The sequence below is a fragment of the Sphingobium sp. GW821-FHT02B05 genome, from assembly GCF_059421905.1.
Genome location: NZ_JBWKVW010000004.1, coordinates 117154 through 133578, shown reverse-complemented (window position 1 = coordinate 133578; position 16425 = coordinate 117154). Strand labels below are relative to the sequence as shown.

Sequence of the window (16425 nt, the reverse complement as noted above, 5' to 3'; positions counted from 1 at the left end):
GGCGCGGCATAATAGGAAAGGCCTTAGTGCGACCGGCCGAAGTCCGGCTTGGCGTCGTCCTGACCCTGTTCGATGATCGACCGGCGGATCGCGCGGGTGCGGGTAAACAGGTTGAACAGGGCGTCGCCGTCATTCCATCGGATCGCGCGCTGCAACGCCGACAGATCCTCAGAAAAGCGCTGGAGCATTTCCAGCACCGCGTCCTTGTTGGCCAGGAACACATCGCGCCACATGGTCGGGTCGGACGCGGCGATGCGGGTGAAGTCGCGGAAACCGCCGGCGGAATATTTGATCACTTCCGACTGCGTCACATTTTCCATGTCGCTGGCCGTGCCGACGATGGTGTAGGCGATAAGGTGCGGCAGATGGCTGGTCACCGCCAGCACCAGATCATGATGCGCCGGGTCCATCACGTCCACGTCCGCGCCCACGCGCCGCCATAGTTCGGCGACGCGCTCGACGGCGGCCGGATCGGCGTCGGCGGGCGGGGTGACGATCGACCAGCGGCCCTTGAACAGGGTCGCGAAGCCGGATTCCGGCCCGCTATTTTCGGTCCCTGCCACGGGATGCGCCGGGATGATGGTCCGCCCCGGCAGCGCGGCGTTGAGCTGTGCCAGAACGTCCGCCTTGCAGGAACCGACATCGCTGACGATGGCGTCGGCCGGCAGGTCGTCCGCAATCTCCGCCGCCGCCGCGCCCATCGCCCGCACCGGCACGCACAGGATCACCAGATCGGCGTCGGTGACGGACGCGCCCGCCGTGTCGGTGACATCGTCGGTCAGGTCGATCCGCCGGGCGGTTTCGCGCACGGCGGGATCGGCATCATAGCCGGTCACGCGCACGGTGGGCATGTCCGCCCGGATCGCACGGGCGAGCGAGGAGCCGATCAGCCCCAGGCCGATGATGGTGACGCGCGCGAAAGGCAGCATGGGTTCAGGCGGCCTCCGCCATGGCGCGCAGCTTGGCCGCGACGGCGCGGTTCTGCGCCTTGGTCCCGATGGTGATGCGCAGGCCGTTGGGCAGGCCCTGCCCCGGCAGCCAGCGGGTTGCATAGCCTTCGTCCCACAACCCCTTCATCGCGGCTTCTGCGGTCAGCTTGCCATCGAACAGGATCAGCAGGAAGTTGGTCTTGCTGGGCACCACGCGCAGGCCGTAATTGGACAGCGCGGCGACTTCGCTTGCCAACCAGTCGCGCCAGCGGGCATTGTGGGTGCGGCTGAACGCGACCCATTCGCTGTCGCCGATCGCGGCGATCGCCGCCGCCTGACCCGCCGTCGTCACGTTGAACGGCGCGCGGATGCGATGGAGGATGTCGATCACCTCTGGCGAGCCATAGCCCCAGCCGATCCGTTCGGCGGCCAGGCCATAGATTTTCGAGAAGGTGCGGGTGACGAGGATATTGGACGCGGTCTTCGCCAGCTCCAGCCCGCCATCATCCTCGCCTTCGTCCAGATATTCGGCATAGGCCTGATCCAGGACGAAGAGGATGTCGGGGCGCAGCCCGGCATGCAGGCGGGCAATCTCCTCCCGGCTGGTCATCGTGCCGGTCGGGTTGTTGGGATTGGCGAGGAAGACGACCTTGGTCCTGTCCGTGACGGCGGCGAGCAGCGCATCGACGTCGGTCGCATAATCCTTGTCCGGGGCGACCACCGGCGTCGCACCCACGCGGCGGGCGGCGATGTCATAGACGGCAAAGCCGTAGCGGACGTAGAGGATTTCATCGCCCGGCCCGGCATAGGCGGAGGCGGCGATATGCAGCAGTTCGTCCGACCCGGTGCCATAGATGATCCGGTCGGGATCGAGGCCATGGACAGCGCCGATCGCCGCGCGCAGCTTTTCCGCGGCAGGATCGGGATAGGTGGCCATGTCGGCCGTCGCGGCGACGAAGGCTTCGCGGACGGCCTTGCTGGTGCCGAGCGGATTTTCGTTGGCGCTCAATTTGATGAGGGGACGGCCATCGTCGGCCGCCGATTTGCCCGGCACATAGGCGTGAATGCCGAGAATCCAGTCTTTGGGAGCAGGTTTTGTCATGGGTGCGGGCTTTAGCGGCTTCGTGGCGAAAGGCAAAGTGGGTGGAAGCGGCGACCGGTGCGCGACAGCGACGCGACGGGCGAAGTTCACACCGTTGCAGGGGTAAAAAGGGGCCGAAGCGTTCGCAAGGCTCTCGCGAAGCCACGCCGACGCGCCACAGGCGCGCCACCTGCGCAACGCGGAAGCGACAGGGACGCGCCACGGACGCGGCCGCCGGACGACGCGAAGCGACGGCGGCACGCCTGCCTTGCGACAGGCAGGCGACAAAGAGGCGGGCGAAGCGGGCGGAAGACTGTCCATCCGACAGGATAGATCAGAGGAAATCCTAGTAGGAAAGGGAGAAGCAAGCCCCTCACACCACCGGGGTCAGCAACGGCTTGCCCGCAAACCATGCGTCCAGATTGGCGAGGACGAGGTCGGCCATCGCCTTGCGCGTATGGGTGGTGGCGCTGCCCTGATGGGGTTGCAGCACGACTTGATCCATGGCGATCAGCGCCTGCGGGACATCGGGTTCATGGGCGAAGACGTCCAGCCCGGCGCCGGCGATGCGCTTGTCCGCCAGCGCGGCGATCAGCGCGTCTTCGTCGATCACGGTGCCCCGGCTGATGTTGACGATCACCCCGTCCGGGCCGAGCGCGTCCAGCATGGCGGCATCGACCAGCTTTGCCGCCTCCGGGCCGCCCGATGTGGCGACGATGATGACGTCGCTTTGCCGGGCAAGGGCGATCGGGTCGGCGACGTAGCGATAGGGCGCGTCGGTTGCTTCGCGCCGGTTGTGATAGAGGATTTCGCCGGCCACCGGCTCCAGCCGTGTCGCGATGGCGCGGCCGATGCGGCCGAGGCCCAATATGCCGATGCGCCGGCCCGTTACCCGGCCGGACAGAGCGGGCCTGGTGCCCTGCGCCCAGTCGCCCGCGCGCAGCATGCGGTCGTTGGCGATCATGTTGCGCACGGTGGCATAGAGCAGGCCGACGGCGAGGTCGGCGACATCGTCGTTCAGGACGTCTGGCGTGTTGGTGAGGCGGATGCCCTTCGCGCGGGCATGCGCCACATCGACCTTGTCATAGCCGACCGAAAAGAGCCCGATCATTTCAAGATTTGGCAGCGCGTCCATGATCGCGGCCGATGCACCGACCGACCCGAAGCTGACGAGCGCGCGGGCTTCGCGCACGGGCGCGGGCAGGGCGGCGGGATCGGCATCGGCGGCCACGACATGGACCGTGAAGCGGCGGGCCAGTTCGGCATCCATATAGGGGTTCAAGGGGCCATAGGCGACGATCGGGGGGCGTTGGGTCTGGGTCATGCCGACCATCTAGGGACTGTGTCACCGATGCGCCAGATTGACAGAGGGGGATGGCGGTCCTAGCCCCGCCTGCATCATGGCCAGCGTCCCCATCAGTCAAGATAGTCGGTTCGGCCTGCGTCGGCAGGCCCGTCTGACCGATCCCTTGCACCTGTCGAGCGGCGCGCTGCTCGGCCCGGTCGATATCGCCTATGAAACCTATGGACAGATGAATGCGGACAAGTCCAACGTCATCCTGATCTGCCATGCGCTGACCGGCGACCAATATGTCGCGTCCGACCATCCCGTCACCGGCAAGCCCGGCTGGTGGTGGCGGTTGGTGGGCGAAGGCAAGCCGGTCGACCCGGCGCGCCACTTCATCATCTGTTCCAACGTCATCGGCAGCTGCATGGGATCGTCAGGCCCGGCCAGCATCGATCCTGCGACAGGTGAGCCGCACGCGATGCGCTTTCCGGTGCTGACCATCGCCGACATGGTGCGCGCGCAGGCGGCCTTGCTGGACCATCTGGGCGTCGATCGGCTGTCCGCCGTCATCGGCGGGTCGATGGGCGGGATGCAGGCGCTGACCTGGCCGACGCTCTTCCCCGATCGGGTGGAAAGCTGCGTCGTCATCGCCTCCACGGCGCGGCACAGCGCGCAGAATATCGCCTTCCATGAAGTGGGGCGGCAGGCGATCATGGCCGATCCGAACTGGCGGGGCGGCGATTATTATGCCGACGGGCAGGTGCCGAGCGCCGGCCTCGCCGTCGCGCGGATGGCCGCGCACATCACCTATCTGTCCGAAGCGGGACTGACCGAGAAATTCGGGCGGCGCCTGCAGGGCCGCGACGCCAAGACCTTCGGCTTCGATGCCGATTTCCAGGTCGAATCCTATTTGCGCCATCAGGGGCTGAGTTTCGTCGAGCGGTTCGACGCGAACTCCTATCTCTACATCACCCGCGCGATGGACTATTATGATATTGCCGACGATCATGGCGGGTCGCTGGCCAAGGCATTCACCGCGACCAAGGCGCGCTTCTGCCTCGTCAGCTTCGATACGGACTGGCTCTATCCCACCACCGAATCGCGGATCATCGTCCATGCGCTCAACGCATCGGGCGCGCAGGCCAGTTTCGTCGAACTGTCCAGCCCGTTCGGCCATGACGCCTTCCTGCTGGAATGTCCCGAACTCAACCGGGTGGTGGATGGATTCCTGAAAGGGGGGCGGGCATGAGCGAGACGCTGCGCCCCGATCTGGCGCTGATCGCACGCACGGTGCGGCAGGGTGCGCGCGTGCTGGACGTGGGCTGCGGCGACGGCGCATTGATGGCGGCGATGCGCGATGCAAGCCAGGTGGACGCGCGCGGGCTGGAGATTGACGGGTCGAACGTGGCCGCCGCCGTGGGTCGTGGCCTGTCGGTGGTGCAGGGGGATGCCGACACCGACCTTGGCTATTATCCCGACGCCAGTTTCGACTATGCGATCTTGAGCCAGACGTTGCAGACGACGCGCCGGCCCGATCTGGTGGTGGAGGAATTGCTGCGCATCGGGCGGCAGGCCTTTGTGTCCTTCCCGAATTTCGCCCATTGGCGCGGGCGGATTTCGCTGCTGTGGGGCGGGCGGATGCCGGTGACGCGGCTGTTGCCCGACACATGGTATGACACGCTCAACATCCATCATGTGACGGTCGACGATTTCCGCGCGCTGGTGAAGGAGCGCGGCTGGACCATCGATGGCCAGTGGTTCCTGAAGGGCGACAAGGAAACCACCCACGCCAACGCGAATCTTTTCGCAGAACATGCGGTGTTTCTGTTGCGGAAATAATCTAGCGACCTGCGCCTGTCGTGCGCTGTCCGAACGATGCTGTCCGGCTGCGTGCGGCTTCGCGACGGAAATGGGTAAGGCCTGACGTCAGCGCGGCGGCATAGACCGGGCGATCGGGTGATTTGGGGACGACGGCTTTCAGGACCGCATCGACATCGACCGGTTCGTCGAAGGCTACGCCGAAATGACGGTCCGCGGTCCACACGACCCGGCCGGGCATTTCCGTTTCGCCGCGCGTGACGACGATGCGGACGCCGACGCCGGGCGACTTGCCCTGGATGCGGGCGCCGCCTTCGGAAATGTCACGGATGCGCACGACCTGCTTGGCCGATAGCGGTTCGCCCAGATTGATATGGGCGTCCACGAACACGTTGGAGCGCTTGGGGCGGGGTGGGAGGTCCATGATCCTTCTCGCATGATGGTTGATCATGGAAAGGAGTCCTGAACCGGGCGGCTGGTTGCAGGGGCATCGCCGATCCGGGCCAAGCGTGCGACGGACGGTGCTTGCGTCACCCTCGTGCGCCGATTCCCCGTTCGATCAGGGCGTTGGCGATGGCGGCAACCTCTTCGGCCGGGCGGCTGTCATCCCATACGCCATAGCGCAGGCCCAGAAACACGTTCATGCCCATGATCGCCCAGGCATGCACCTCCTCCACATCGGGGCGCACGTCGCCGCGCGCGGCGGCAGTGGACAGGCGCGCGGCCATGCGGCTGGCGGTATTTTCATAATGAGCGCGATAGGCAGCGGCATCGACGAACTCCGCTTCGTCGATGATGCGGTAGATTTCCTTGTGGGCGCGGGCGAATTCCAGGAAGCTGAGCAAGCCGACCCGTTCCGCGTCGATGCCGTCGCGGGCCTGCGCGATGCGGGGGGACACATAGTCGCGCACCTGCCCCGACATGTCGTTCACCAAGGCGCGGAAGATGTCGTCCTTGGTATCGAAATAGGTGTAGAAACTGCCGAGCGCGCAGCCGGCACGGCGGGTGATGCCGCTGATCGAGCCGTCGTGAAATCCCTTCTCGCCAAATTCCGCCGCCGCAGCCGACAACAGGGCGCGGCGGGTGCGTTCCCCGCGCGCGGTGCGGGGCGTCTTGTCGTCCTTAGCGGCGCCTTGCTCGGTCATTTCCACTCCTGATGATGTGTGTTTTTTGCCGCACCGGCGCGCTCCCATCTCCTGCCTCTTATTTCAAGTTGAAAGATGGTTCAACTTTCATTATCGAATGAGCAAGGCAAAGCGACCCGGCAGATCGGGCGCGCCATTTTCAGGAGAGGACCGACCCGATGAAGGCCCATCAGACCATCCGTGCGATTGCCCTCGCTTCGGCCGCGTGGGGCGGCATGATCGCGCTGCCTGCCCTGGCGCAGAATGCCACGCCGCAGGCCGCCGCCGACGAAGATGGCGCTGCGATCGTCGTCACCGCCCGCCGGCGCGAGGAAACATTGGTCAGCGTGCCGATCGCGGTCAGTGCCTTTTCCGGCGAGGCTTTGGAGCGGGGCGGAGCGATCGACATCACCGACCTGGCCAACGTCACCCCCAACACCACGCTGGAGGCGTCGCGCGGCACCAATTCGACGCTGACCGCCTTCATTCGCGGCGTGGGCCAGCAGGATCCAGTGTCGGGTTTCGAGCAGGGCGTGGGCATCTATCTGGACGATGTCTATCTCAACCGGCCGCAGGGCGCGCTGCTCGACATTTATGATGTGGAGCGGATCGAGGTGCTGCGCGGGCCGCAGGGCACGCTTTACGGCCGCAACACGATCGGCGGCGCGGTGAAATATGTGACGAAACTGCTGCCGCAGGACTTCGCGCTGAAGGTGAAGGGCACCTATGGCAGCTATGACCAGGCGGACGGGATCGTCACGGCGTCGGCACCGATCGGCGACCTCATCCGCGTGGGCGGCGCCTTTGCCCGGCTGTCGCGCGGCGGGTTCGGGAAGAACCTCACCACGGGGCAGGAAAATTACAACAAGGATATCTGGGCCGGGCGCGCCACGTTCGAGATGGGTGGCTATGGCGAGCCGGTGCTGGTGCGCATCACCGGCGATTATAGCAAGGACAAGAGCAGTCCGCGCGGCGGCCATCGGCTGATCCCGGGACAGGCGTCGGGCGCGCCGGTGCTGGACGATGTGTTCGACACGCGCGGCGGCCTGATCGACCCCCGTCAGCAGGTCAAATCCTATGGCCTGTCGATGAATGTGTCGGCCGAATTGAACGACGTCTTCACGCTGAAGTCGATCAGCGCCTGGCGCAAGGATGACAGCGCGTCGCCGATCGACTTCGATGCGCTGCCCGCCGTCGATGTCGATGTGCCGGCCTTTTACCGCAACGAGCAGCTGAGCCAGGAAGTGCAATTGCAGGTCGATGCCGGGCCGTTGAAGGGCATGATCGGCTTCTATTATCTGGATGCCAGCGCCGATACGCAGTTCGACACGCGCATCTTCACCACGCTGGCAGGCCTGACGGCGTTCACCCAGGCCGACGTCGATACCGAAACCTACGCGATCTTCGGCGACTTCACCTATGATTTCAGCCCTCAGTTCAGCGTGTCGGCCGGCGGCCGCTATACGTGGGACGAGCGGCGCGCGGATATTTTGCGGCAAAATTATCTGGGTGGCGGGTCTCCGGTCTTCGGCGGCGCGGGCCTGCCCTTCGGCGCGCCCAGCACCGATTTCCGGGGCGTTGCGAAATACAAGAAATTTACGCCGCGCTTCTCCGTCAGCTACAAGCCGACGCAGGATCACAATATCTATGCCAGCTACTCCAAGGGCTTCAAGGGCGGCGGCTTCGACCCGCGCGGGGTGGGCACCAATGCACCGGACCTGAATGGCGACGGCATCCGGCAGGATAGCGAAATCGCCACCTTCCTCAGCTTCCGCCCCGAAGAGGTGGACAGTTATGAGGTCGGCTACAAGGGCAGTTTCATGGACGGCGCCCTCTATGTCGCGGTCGCGGGCTTCTATGCCGATTACAAGGATGTGCAGATACCGGGGTCGGTCGCCTGTACCGTCAATGTCGGCGGCGTGGCGACGCCCTCCTTCTGCGGGATCGTGTCCAATGCGGGCAAGGCGCGATTCAAGGGGCTGGAGTTCGAAAGCAACGCGCGGCTGGGTCGCGACCTGTTGTCGAGCGGGGACCGGCTGAACCTGGCCACCGCGATCGGCTATATCGACGCGGAATATCGCGAATATATCACCAATATCGGCGGCGTGCCGACCGACGTGGCGCAATATCGCCGGGTGCAGAATACGCCCAAATGGACGGCGAGCGGGACGCTGAGCTACAACAGGCCGGTGGGCGACGGCAGCCTCTATGCAGGGACGACGGTGTCGTGGCGGTCCAAGACCTATCAGTTCGAAATCCCCAACCCCTATATCGACCAGGGCGGCTATGCGCTGTGGGACGCCAGCATCGTCTATACCGCGCCCGACGATCGCTGGTCGCTGGGCGTCCATGGCAAGAACATCCTGGACAAGGCATATAAGACGTCGGGCTATACCTTCGTCGCGGCCAATCCGGTGACAGGCGCCATCATCAACAATGCGGCCGGTTTCCCGACCCCATCGCTGGGGCGTGAGGGCACGCTGACCGCCTTCTACGGCAATCCGCGGCAGGTGTTCGTGACGGGCACGCTGAAGTTCTGATTTTGCGCACCCCCATCCGTTCGGTTCGAGCTTGTCGAGAACCCGCGCACAACGGTTCTCGACAAGCTCGAACTGAACGGAGATGGGTGAAAGCCTTATGACTGAACGATCCGCGTCCTCCCCCGCCTATTCAAAGCTCGTTCTGGCGATGCTGTTGCTGGTCTATACGTTCAACTTCCTCGACCGCCAGATCCTGGGCATTCTTGCCGGGCCGATCAAGGCGGAGCTGGCGCTGAACGATACGCAACTGGGGGCGCTGGGCGGCATCGCCTTTGCGCTGCTCTATTCGACGCTGGCAATCCCGCTGGCGTTGCTGGCGGACAGGACCAGCCGCACCTGGGTCATCACCGTCAGCCTGGCGATCTGGAGCGGCTTTACCGCGCTATGCGGCGTCGCGACAAGCTTTACCCAGATGTTCCTGTTCCGTATCGGCGTGGGCGTGGGGGAGGCTGGCGGCGTCGCGCCATCCTATGCCGTGATTGCCGACTATTTCCCGGCGCATCAGCGGGCGCGGGCGCTGTCCATCTATTCGCTCGGCATCCCCCTGGGGTCGGCCGGCGGCGTGCTGCTGGGCGGCTATATCGCGCAGACGGTGGAATGGCGCACGGCCTTCATTGCGGTCGGCCTGCTGGGCATAGTCATCGCGCCGATTTTCCGGCTGATGGTGCGGGAGCCGGCGCGGCCGGTGCACAGCGGCGCGGCGGTGCCGGTGTCGGCAGTGTTCGGCATCCTGGCCGCCAAGCGCAGTTTCTGGATGCTGGCCATCGGCGCAGCGTGCAGTTCGATGTGCGGCTATGGGGTGGCCTTCTGGCTGCCCAGCCTGCTGATGCGCAGCTTTGGCCTCGACATATTGGGCGCAGGGCAGTTTCTGGGCGGGCTGCTGCTGATCGGCGGGGTGGCGGGCGTGCTGCTGGGCGGGTTCCTGGGCGATGCGATGGGGGGCAGGGACAAGGCCTGGTTCGCCTGGGTGCCAGCGATCAGCTATGTGATCGGCATGCCGCTGTTCGTGATCGGCGTGCTGTCGAGCAGCGTGACTTTCGCCTTTGCCCTGTTCCTGATCCCGCAGGCGCTGGTCTATGTCTGGCTGGGGCCTGTATTGACCGCCGTGCAGCATCTGGTGCCGCCCAACATGCGGGCGAGCGCGGCGGCGACCTTCCTGCTGATCAACAATCTTGTCGGACTGGGTCTGGGCAGCTGGAGCGTCGGTGCGCTGTCCGATGCGTTGACGCCGACTTATGGGGTCGAGGCGTTACGCTATGCGATCGTCGCGGCGCTGGGCTTCTATCTGCTTGCCGGGCTGTTCATGGCACTGGCGGGCAGGGCGCTGCGCAAGGATTGGGTTGTGGCGTAGCTATCAACTTCCGTTCGCTTCGAGCGAAGTCGAGAAGCGGCCAGCGCGGCGCTACTTGTTTCTCGACACGCTCGAAACGAACGGAGTTCGAATTTACCGTTCCTTGGTGGCGCTGAACTTCACCTTGGGATGGCGCTCCTGCTGATAGCCGATGTCCCAGGCGCTGCGCGCCATGAAGACGAGATTGCCATCGCGGTCCTTGGCCATGTTGGCACCATTGTAGCTGACCAGATCCTTCACCGCCGCATCGTCGCCGCTGATCCAGCGGGCGGTGTCGAAGGGCGAGGGTTCAAGGCCCGCCGCAACCTTATATTCCGCCTCCAGCCGGCTGATCAGCACTTCGAGCTGAAGCTGGCCGACGACGCCGACGATCCAGTTGCTGCCGATTTCGGGATAGAAGACCTGGATCACACCCTCTTCGCTGAGGTCGTCCAGCGCCTTGCGCAACTGCTTCGTCTTGGTCGGATCTTTCAGCTGGACGCGGCGCAATATTTCCGGCGCGAAATTGGGCAGGCCGGTGAAGCGCAGGCCGGGCTTTTCGGACAGCGTATCGCCCACGCGCAGCGCGCCATGGTTGGGGATGCCGATGATGTCGCCGGGGAAAGCCTCATCCGCCAGTTCGCGGTCCTGCGCGAAGAAGAGGATGGGCGAGTGGACGGCCAGCGCCTTGCCACTGCCGGACGGCGTCAGCTTCATGCCGCGCCGGAACTTGCCGGACACGAGGCGCATGAAGGCGATGCGGTCGCGGTGCATGGGGTCCATATTGGCCTGCACCTTGAAGATGAAGCCGGTGACTTCGCTCTGGTCGGGTTCGACGGCGGCGGGTTCGGCCGGCTGCGAGCGGGGCGAGGGCGCATGGGCGGACAGGGCGTCGATCAGTTCGGTGACGCCGAACAGCTTCAATGCCGACCCGAAATAGACTGGGGTCAGGTCGCCCGCGCGATAACGGTCGAGGTCGAATTGGGCATAGCCGCCCTGTGCCAGTTCGGCCTCCTCGCGCAGCCTGTCGAGCGCGCGATCGGACAGATGGTCGGCAAGCCTGGGATCGTCGAGGCCGTCAAACTGCTGGCGCGTGCCGTCAAATTCGCGGCTGGGGCCGTTGGGCTGCATCAGCCGGTTGGTGGCGAAGTCGTAAATGCCTTCAAATTCGCCGCCCATGCCCGCGGGCCAGCTCATCGGGCAGACGTCGAGTTGCAACTGATCGGCGACTTCGTCGAGCAGGCCGAAGGTTTCGCGCCCTTCGCGATCGACCTTGTTGACGAAGGTGATGATCGGCAGGTTGCGCAGGCGGCACACCTCGAACAGCTTGCGGGTCTGCGGTTCGATGCCCTTGGCCGCGTCGATCACCATGACGGCGGAATCGACGGCGGTCAGGGTGCGATAGGTGTCTTCGCTGAAATCCTCATGGCCCGGCGTGTCGAGCAGGTTGAAGGTGATCGTCTCACCATCGCGCGTCCGCTCGAACGTCATGACCGAGGATGTGACGGAAATGCCACGCTGCTGCTCGATCTTCATCCAGTCGGAGCGGGCGCGGCGGTTGGCGCCGCGCGCCTTGACCTCACCGGCCAGATGGATGGCGCCGCCTTCCAGCAGCAGTTTTTCGGTCAGCGTGGTCTTGCCGGCGTCCGGGTGGGAAATGATCGCGAAGGTGCGGCGGGATGGGATGGTCATGATGATTTTCTGGGTCGCGAGTAACAAAAGCCGTTCGCCCTGAGCGAAGTCGAAGGGCCATGCCGAGCGAAGGCGAGGCACTTCGCTGCGCTCAGTGGAGGGCTTCGACTTCGATCAGCCCGAACGGAACCTTGGGTGCGCCCGTTACACGGCAATCAGGCTGACGTCCATGCGGAAGCTGCGGGCGTCGCCCGGCGCCAGCCGGATGATCCCCTGCTTGTCCCATACATCGCCGGTAAAGCCGACCAGATCGGCCATGCCGGCCCAGGGTTCGACGCACAGATAATGGGCGCCGGGCTTTTGCCAGAGGCCAAGCCAGGGCGTATCGGGGAAGTCGATCTTGAGGTGCGGCTGGCCGGGCACGCCCCAGGTCAGCGATCGGCTGGCCAGATCGTCCCAGATCAGCGCGTCGCCTTCGAACATCGCATGGCTGGGGGCAAGCGTGTCGCCTTCCACCGGGGAGGGCACGGCATCGCGGGCGATGAGGCCGGGTTCGGCGCCGACCGTGCGAATGGGCGCGGGTTCGGGCTTTTCGAAGCGGATGCGATGATCCTCCACCGTGCCGCCATAGGGGAGCGGCCAGGCGAAGGCGGGATGATAGCCGAAGCTGAACGGCATGTCGGCTTCCCCCCGGTTGGTGACGGTGGCGGTCATGTGCAAGGTCGCGCCTTCGATGGTGAACCGCATGTCGAGGCGGAAGTCGAAGGGGTAGGTGGCGCGGCTTTCCTCGTCCGCCTCCAGCCGCAGTGTGAGGCTGGTCTCGTCCTGCGCGACCGGTACGAAGGGGCGGCGGCGCGCAAAGCCATGCTGGGGCATGGGATGTTCCTGCCCGTCGAGGCGATAGACATCGCCGCGCGAGCGGCCGACGAACGGGAAAAGCAGGGGGGCATGGCCCGTCCACCAGCGCGGATCGGCATCGGTCATCAGCGCGCGGCCTTCGCTATCGGTCAGTGACCAGAGCTCCGCGCCCAGCGCGTCGATGGTGGCGGACAAGGCGGATGAGGCGATGGTGAAGCGCGGCGTGGTTTCTGGCAAGGAAGGGCCTCCTGCATGGGGTTTGACGTCGCATAGCCGGGCCGCGATCGCCTGTCTCCTTCGCTGTTCGTTTCGGAAGGGAACCGATGGCATCGATCGCTGGTTCTGCGCAGCGGAGGAACACAATGAAATCTATCGCAATCGCAACCGCTCTGGCGCTACTCATGCCCGGCGCCGCGCTCGCCCAGAAACAGGACCAGTCCGCGGACAGGGCCAATCAGGAAGAGGCGAGGAAGAAAGAGGGCAATCTGGACAAGGCAGGCAAGATCGCCACCCAGCCGGCCCGCGACGTGGGGCTGGACAAGGAGGAGATTCCCCCGATCCTGCTGAAGGCGGTTGAAAATCCCTATGCCGCGCCGCCTTCGCGCAGCTGTTCGGGATTGAAGGCCTCGCTCGGTGAACTCAACGCCGTGCTGGGCGACGATTTCACCGTTGGCGTCACGGCGAACGAGAATCGCACGGGCAAGATTGCCACGGCGGTGGGCAAGACGGTGGTCAATTCGCTGATCCCCTTCCGCGGCCTGGTGCGCGAAATCAGCGGTGCGGCCCCGGCCGAGCGGCGCTTGCAGGCGGCGGTGACGGCGGGCATCGCGCGGCGCGGCTATCTGCGCGGCATGGCGGCGGCCAAGGGATGCAAGGTCGTGAGTTAAGGGACTATATCCGTTCGCCTTGGGCCGTCGCGCGGGGCGGGAGCCTTGTGCTATCCGCTTCCCGACAGGCGCGACGCGAACGGATGGTGTGAAAGCGGCTTTCGCCCGCGCCATTTGCCTCTATATGGGCGGCCATGACCGACCTGCCCACACCGATGCCCGTTCTGGCCGATCTTCAGGAAGAATATGAATTTCTGGATGCGGACGATCGCTATCGGCTGCTGATCGACCTGGGGCGCGGGCTGGAGGATATGCCTGACGCGCTCAAGACCGACGCGACCCTGGTGCGGGGCTGTTCGGCGGCGGTGTGGGTCTATCCCACCGTGCTGGAAGACGGGCGCCTGCATTTTCTGGCGGACAGCAATGCCGCGATCACCAAGGGGATCATCGCGCTGGTGCTGCTGACGGTGCAGGATCGCGCGCCGGGGGCGATAGCGGCGGCCGATATCGAAGCCGCGCTGGCGCCATTCGATTTGAAGAACCAGCTCAGCTCCAACCGAACCCAGGGCATCCCCAATATGATCGCCCTGATCCGCGAGACCGCCGGCCGTTACATCGCATAGGAAACTCCCGGCCGGTTCAGACATTGTCCTTCCGTAACTAAATGCGGAAGGACATGACGCGATGCGCGCCATTTGGATGATTGCGGCCGTCGCCACGCTGGCGGCCTGCGGCGACAACAAGCCCAAGGAACCGACCCAGCGCGAGCAGATCGGCCAGGTGTGGAAATATGAGGGCGCCGAGGGCGGCGGCCGGCCCAAGGTCGCCTATATCGGCAGCGCCAACAGCGTGCAGACGATGACGGCCCCCGACACATTTTCGGTTCTTCTGGTCCAGCCTTTGAAGGAGGGCGGCGCGGACGTGACGGTCAAGCTGGTCGGCGCGCCCTTCACCTGCGACCTGTCGGACTGCCGGGTCACGGCCACCACCGATGATGGCAAGAAACATGAGTGGCAGGGGCGGATGGCGACCAATGACGATGGTATCGCGATCGCGCCGTCGCAGGGCGCCTATGCCACGATCAAGGAGGCCAAAAGCCTGAAGGTCAACCTGATCGTCGACGGCAAGGCGCAGACCGCGCCGTTCGAGTTCAACGTCGCCGGGCTGGACCTGAAGGGGTGATCGGCCGGTTTCTGTTCCCCGGCGCAGGCCGGGGTCCAGTGCCGACTTCCGATCTGGACCCCGGCCTGCGCCGGGGAACGGCTCCCGTCACTCCTGCAAGGACACGCCGGGGCTGCGCGGGTCGGCGGCACCCTGCCAGTGGCCGTCGGGCAGGCGCTCGGCCGCGTTGGCCTTGAGGCCCATCCTGTTGACGCTGACGCGATGGCCCAATTTTTCCAGCGGCGCCTTCATCGCTTCCAGCGACGTGCCCTGTTCCACCACCAGCCCGTTGCCGTCGAAGAAGAGCAGGCCGTGGGCGATCGACTCCTGCGCCGACAGGCCCCAGTCGAAATGGGCGATCAGCGCCTTGGCCACCTGCATGATGATGGTCTTGCCCCCGGCCGCGCCGACGGTGAAGACGGGTGTGCCCTTGTCGTCATAGACGATGGTGGGCGACATGGAGGAGAGGGGGCGCTTGCCCGCCTCCACCCGATTGGCGACCGGCTTGCCGTCCCTTTCCGGCGTGAAGCTGAAATCGGTCAGTTCATTGTTCAGGATCACGCCATTGGCGATCAGCTGGCTGCCGAAGAAGCTTTCGATCGTGGAGGTCCAGGCGGCGATGTCGCCATTGCGGTCCACCGCGACGAAATGGCTGGTGCCGCTTTCGGGCTGGGGCAGCGACGCCGTGTGCGGCTGCGCGCCGGGGGGTGTGCCGGGCTTATAGGCGCCCAGCGCCTTGTTCAGGCGGATGAGCGAGGAGCGCTGTTTCAGATAGGCGGGGTCGATCATGCCGCTGACCGGGACAGACACGAAATCGGGATCGCCCAGCCATGTGTCGCGATCGGCATAGGCCAGCTGCATCGCTTCGCCGATCACATGCCAGCTGCGCGGATCATCCTTGCCCCATTGCGCCAGCGGGAAGCGCTCCACCATGCCGAGGATTTCCAGCACGGTGACGCCGCCTGCCGACACAGGACCCATGCCGCACACGGTATAGGCGCGGTAGTGGCCGCAGACCGGCTTGCGCGGCTTGGCCTGATAGCCGGCGAGGTCGGCCTCCGTCATCGGCACCGGATTTCGGGGCGCGTTGGTCACGGCCTGGCTGATCAGGCGGGCATTTTCGCCGGTGTAGAAGGCGTCCGGCCCTTCCGCCGCGATCCGTTTGAACAGGGCGGCGAGCGGCAGGTTTTTAAGGTGCGTGCCAACCGGCGGCGGGGCGCCGTCGATCCAGAAGGCTTTTTGGATTTCCGGGAAATCGGCCCAGATATTCTGGGTGGCGCGCAGGGCGGTGGCGGTGCGTTCGCCAAGGTCGAAACCGTCTTGCGCATAATGGATGGCCGGCGCGAACAGGTCTGCCCAGGGCAGCTTGCCCCATTTCCTGTGCGCATCCCACGCCATGCGCAGATTGCCGGGCACGCCGGCCGAATAGCCGCCGGGCCACGCCTGAATGAAGGGCAGGGGCTTGCCGTCCGGTCCCATGAACCGATCGGGCCGCGCGGCGGCGGGTGCGGTTTCGCGGCCGTCGATCGATTCCAGCAGGCCGGTCCTGCCGTCATGGTGCATCAGGAAGCCGCCGCCGCCGATGCCGCTATTATGCGGTTCCACGACATTGAGGGTCAGCATCATCGCGATCGCGGCATCGGTGGCGCTGCCGCCCTTGCGCAATATGTCCTGCCCCGCCTGCGCCGCGCGCGGATCGGCGGCAGAGACGGTGGCGTTGGTCGATACCGGCTCGCGGGCGAAAGCGGCGGATGCGGGAGCAAGGGCGAGAAGGGCGAAGGGGGCCAGCAGGCCAGGAAGGCGAGATGTCATGTCCGCCACCCTAATCGTTACGTTG

Annotated in this window: 15 protein-coding genes; 7 read left to right on the top strand and 8 right to left on the bottom strand. The window is 65.3% G+C overall.

Annotated features, from left to right (window positions below; genetic code table 11):
- Nucleotides 1-23: 23 nt before the first annotated feature.
- From AC07UX_RS14795 to AC07UX_RS14785, 3 genes are all read right to left on the bottom strand, one after another.
- Nucleotides 24-929, bottom strand: a complete 906-nt coding sequence (locus AC07UX_RS14795) for a prephenate/arogenate dehydrogenase family protein (protein ID WP_495192758.1) — start codon at nucleotides 927-929, stop codon at nucleotides 24-26.
- 4 nt (nucleotides 930-933) lie between these two features.
- Nucleotides 934-2031, bottom strand: coding sequence for a histidinol-phosphate transaminase (gene hisC / locus AC07UX_RS14790; RefSeq protein WP_495192757.1), 1098 nt, complete (start codon nucleotides 2029-2031; stop codon nucleotides 934-936).
- Nucleotides 2032-2383: 352 nt separating this feature from the next.
- A complete protein-coding gene (locus tag AC07UX_RS14785) occupies nucleotides 2384-3343 on the bottom strand; it encodes a 2-hydroxyacid dehydrogenase (protein ID WP_495192756.1) in 960 nt (319 codons plus the stop codon).
- 67 nt (nucleotides 3344-3410) lie between these two features.
- Between AC07UX_RS14785 and metX the strand changes: the two genes are divergently transcribed.
- Together metX and metW are read left to right on the top strand one after the other, a co-directional pair.
- Nucleotides 3411-4547, top strand: a complete 1137-nt coding sequence (gene metX, locus AC07UX_RS14780; protein ID WP_495192755.1) for a homoserine O-acetyltransferase MetX — start codon at nucleotides 3411-3413, stop codon at nucleotides 4545-4547.
- Nucleotides 4544-5137, top strand: a complete 594-nt coding sequence (gene metW / locus AC07UX_RS14775) for a methionine biosynthesis protein MetW (RefSeq protein ID WP_495192754.1) — start codon at nucleotides 4544-4546, stop codon at nucleotides 5135-5137. The genes metX and metW overlap by 4 nt, the downstream gene beginning before the upstream one ends.
- A 1-nt stretch (nucleotide 5138) precedes the next feature.
- Here metW and AC07UX_RS14770 read toward each other — a convergent pair whose 3' ends face one another.
- Nucleotides 5139-5540 carry a PilZ domain-containing protein gene (locus tag AC07UX_RS14770; protein WP_495192753.1) on the bottom strand — a complete coding sequence of 134 codons (402 nt, stop codon included), beginning with the start codon at nucleotides 5538-5540 and terminating at the stop codon, nucleotides 5139-5141.
- A gap of 106 nt (nucleotides 5541-5646) precedes the next feature.
- The gene (locus tag AC07UX_RS14765; RefSeq protein ID WP_495192752.1) at nucleotides 5647-6261 is read right to left on the bottom strand and encodes a TetR/AcrR family transcriptional regulator; all 615 of its coding nucleotides are present in this window, start codon (nucleotides 6259-6261) and stop codon (nucleotides 5647-5649) included.
- Nucleotides 6262-6419: 158 nt separating this feature from the next.
- Here AC07UX_RS14765 and AC07UX_RS14760 point away from each other — a divergent pair, with 158 nt between their 5' ends.
- Together AC07UX_RS14760 and AC07UX_RS14755 are read left to right on the top strand one after the other, a co-directional pair.
- Nucleotides 6420-8780 (top strand): TonB-dependent receptor, encoded by a 2361-nt coding sequence (locus AC07UX_RS14760; RefSeq protein WP_495192751.1) that lies wholly within the window; start codon nucleotides 6420-6422, stop codon nucleotides 8778-8780.
- A gap of 97 nt (nucleotides 8781-8877) precedes the next feature.
- Nucleotides 8878-10131: a spinster family MFS transporter gene (locus AC07UX_RS14755; RefSeq protein WP_495192750.1), complete on the top strand. Its 1254-nt coding sequence runs from the start codon at nucleotides 8878-8880 to the stop codon at nucleotides 10129-10131.
- Nucleotides 10132-10224: 93 nt separating this feature from the next.
- Here AC07UX_RS14755 and AC07UX_RS14750 read toward each other — a convergent pair whose 3' ends face one another.
- The gene (locus AC07UX_RS14750; RefSeq protein WP_495192749.1) at nucleotides 10225-11802 is read right to left on the bottom strand and encodes a peptide chain release factor 3; all 1578 of its coding nucleotides are present in this window, start codon (nucleotides 11800-11802) and stop codon (nucleotides 10225-10227) included.
- Nucleotides 11803-11946: 144 nt separating this feature from the next.
- Nucleotides 11947-12837, bottom strand: a complete 891-nt coding sequence (locus AC07UX_RS14745; RefSeq protein WP_495192748.1) for an aldose 1-epimerase family protein — start codon at nucleotides 12835-12837, stop codon at nucleotides 11947-11949.
- A gap of 125 nt (nucleotides 12838-12962) precedes the next feature.
- Here AC07UX_RS14745 and AC07UX_RS14740 point away from each other — a divergent pair, with 125 nt between their 5' ends.
- The 3 genes from AC07UX_RS14740 (at nucleotide 12963) to AC07UX_RS14730 (ending at nucleotide 14609) form a co-directional block, all read left to right on the top strand.
- Nucleotides 12963-13487: a hypothetical protein gene (locus AC07UX_RS14740; protein ID WP_495192747.1), complete on the top strand. Its 525-nt coding sequence runs from the start codon at nucleotides 12963-12965 to the stop codon at nucleotides 13485-13487.
- Nucleotides 13488-13621: 134 nt separating this feature from the next.
- On the top strand, nucleotides 13622-14050 hold the full coding sequence (locus AC07UX_RS14735; protein ID WP_495192746.1) for a SufE family protein: 429 nt from the start codon (nucleotides 13622-13624) through the stop codon (nucleotides 14048-14050).
- A gap of 61 nt (nucleotides 14051-14111) precedes the next feature.
- Complete coding sequence (locus tag AC07UX_RS14730; protein WP_495192745.1) at nucleotides 14112-14609, top strand: hypothetical protein; 498 nt, start codon at nucleotides 14112-14114, stop codon at nucleotides 14607-14609.
- 87 nt (nucleotides 14610-14696) lie between these two features.
- Here the strand turns inward: AC07UX_RS14730 and ggt are convergent, their stop codons facing one another.
- Complete coding sequence (ggt, locus tag AC07UX_RS14725; protein ID WP_495192744.1) at nucleotides 14697-16400, bottom strand: gamma-glutamyltransferase; 1704 nt, start codon at nucleotides 16398-16400, stop codon at nucleotides 14697-14699.
- Between the last annotated feature and the right edge of the window lie 25 nt (nucleotides 16401-16425).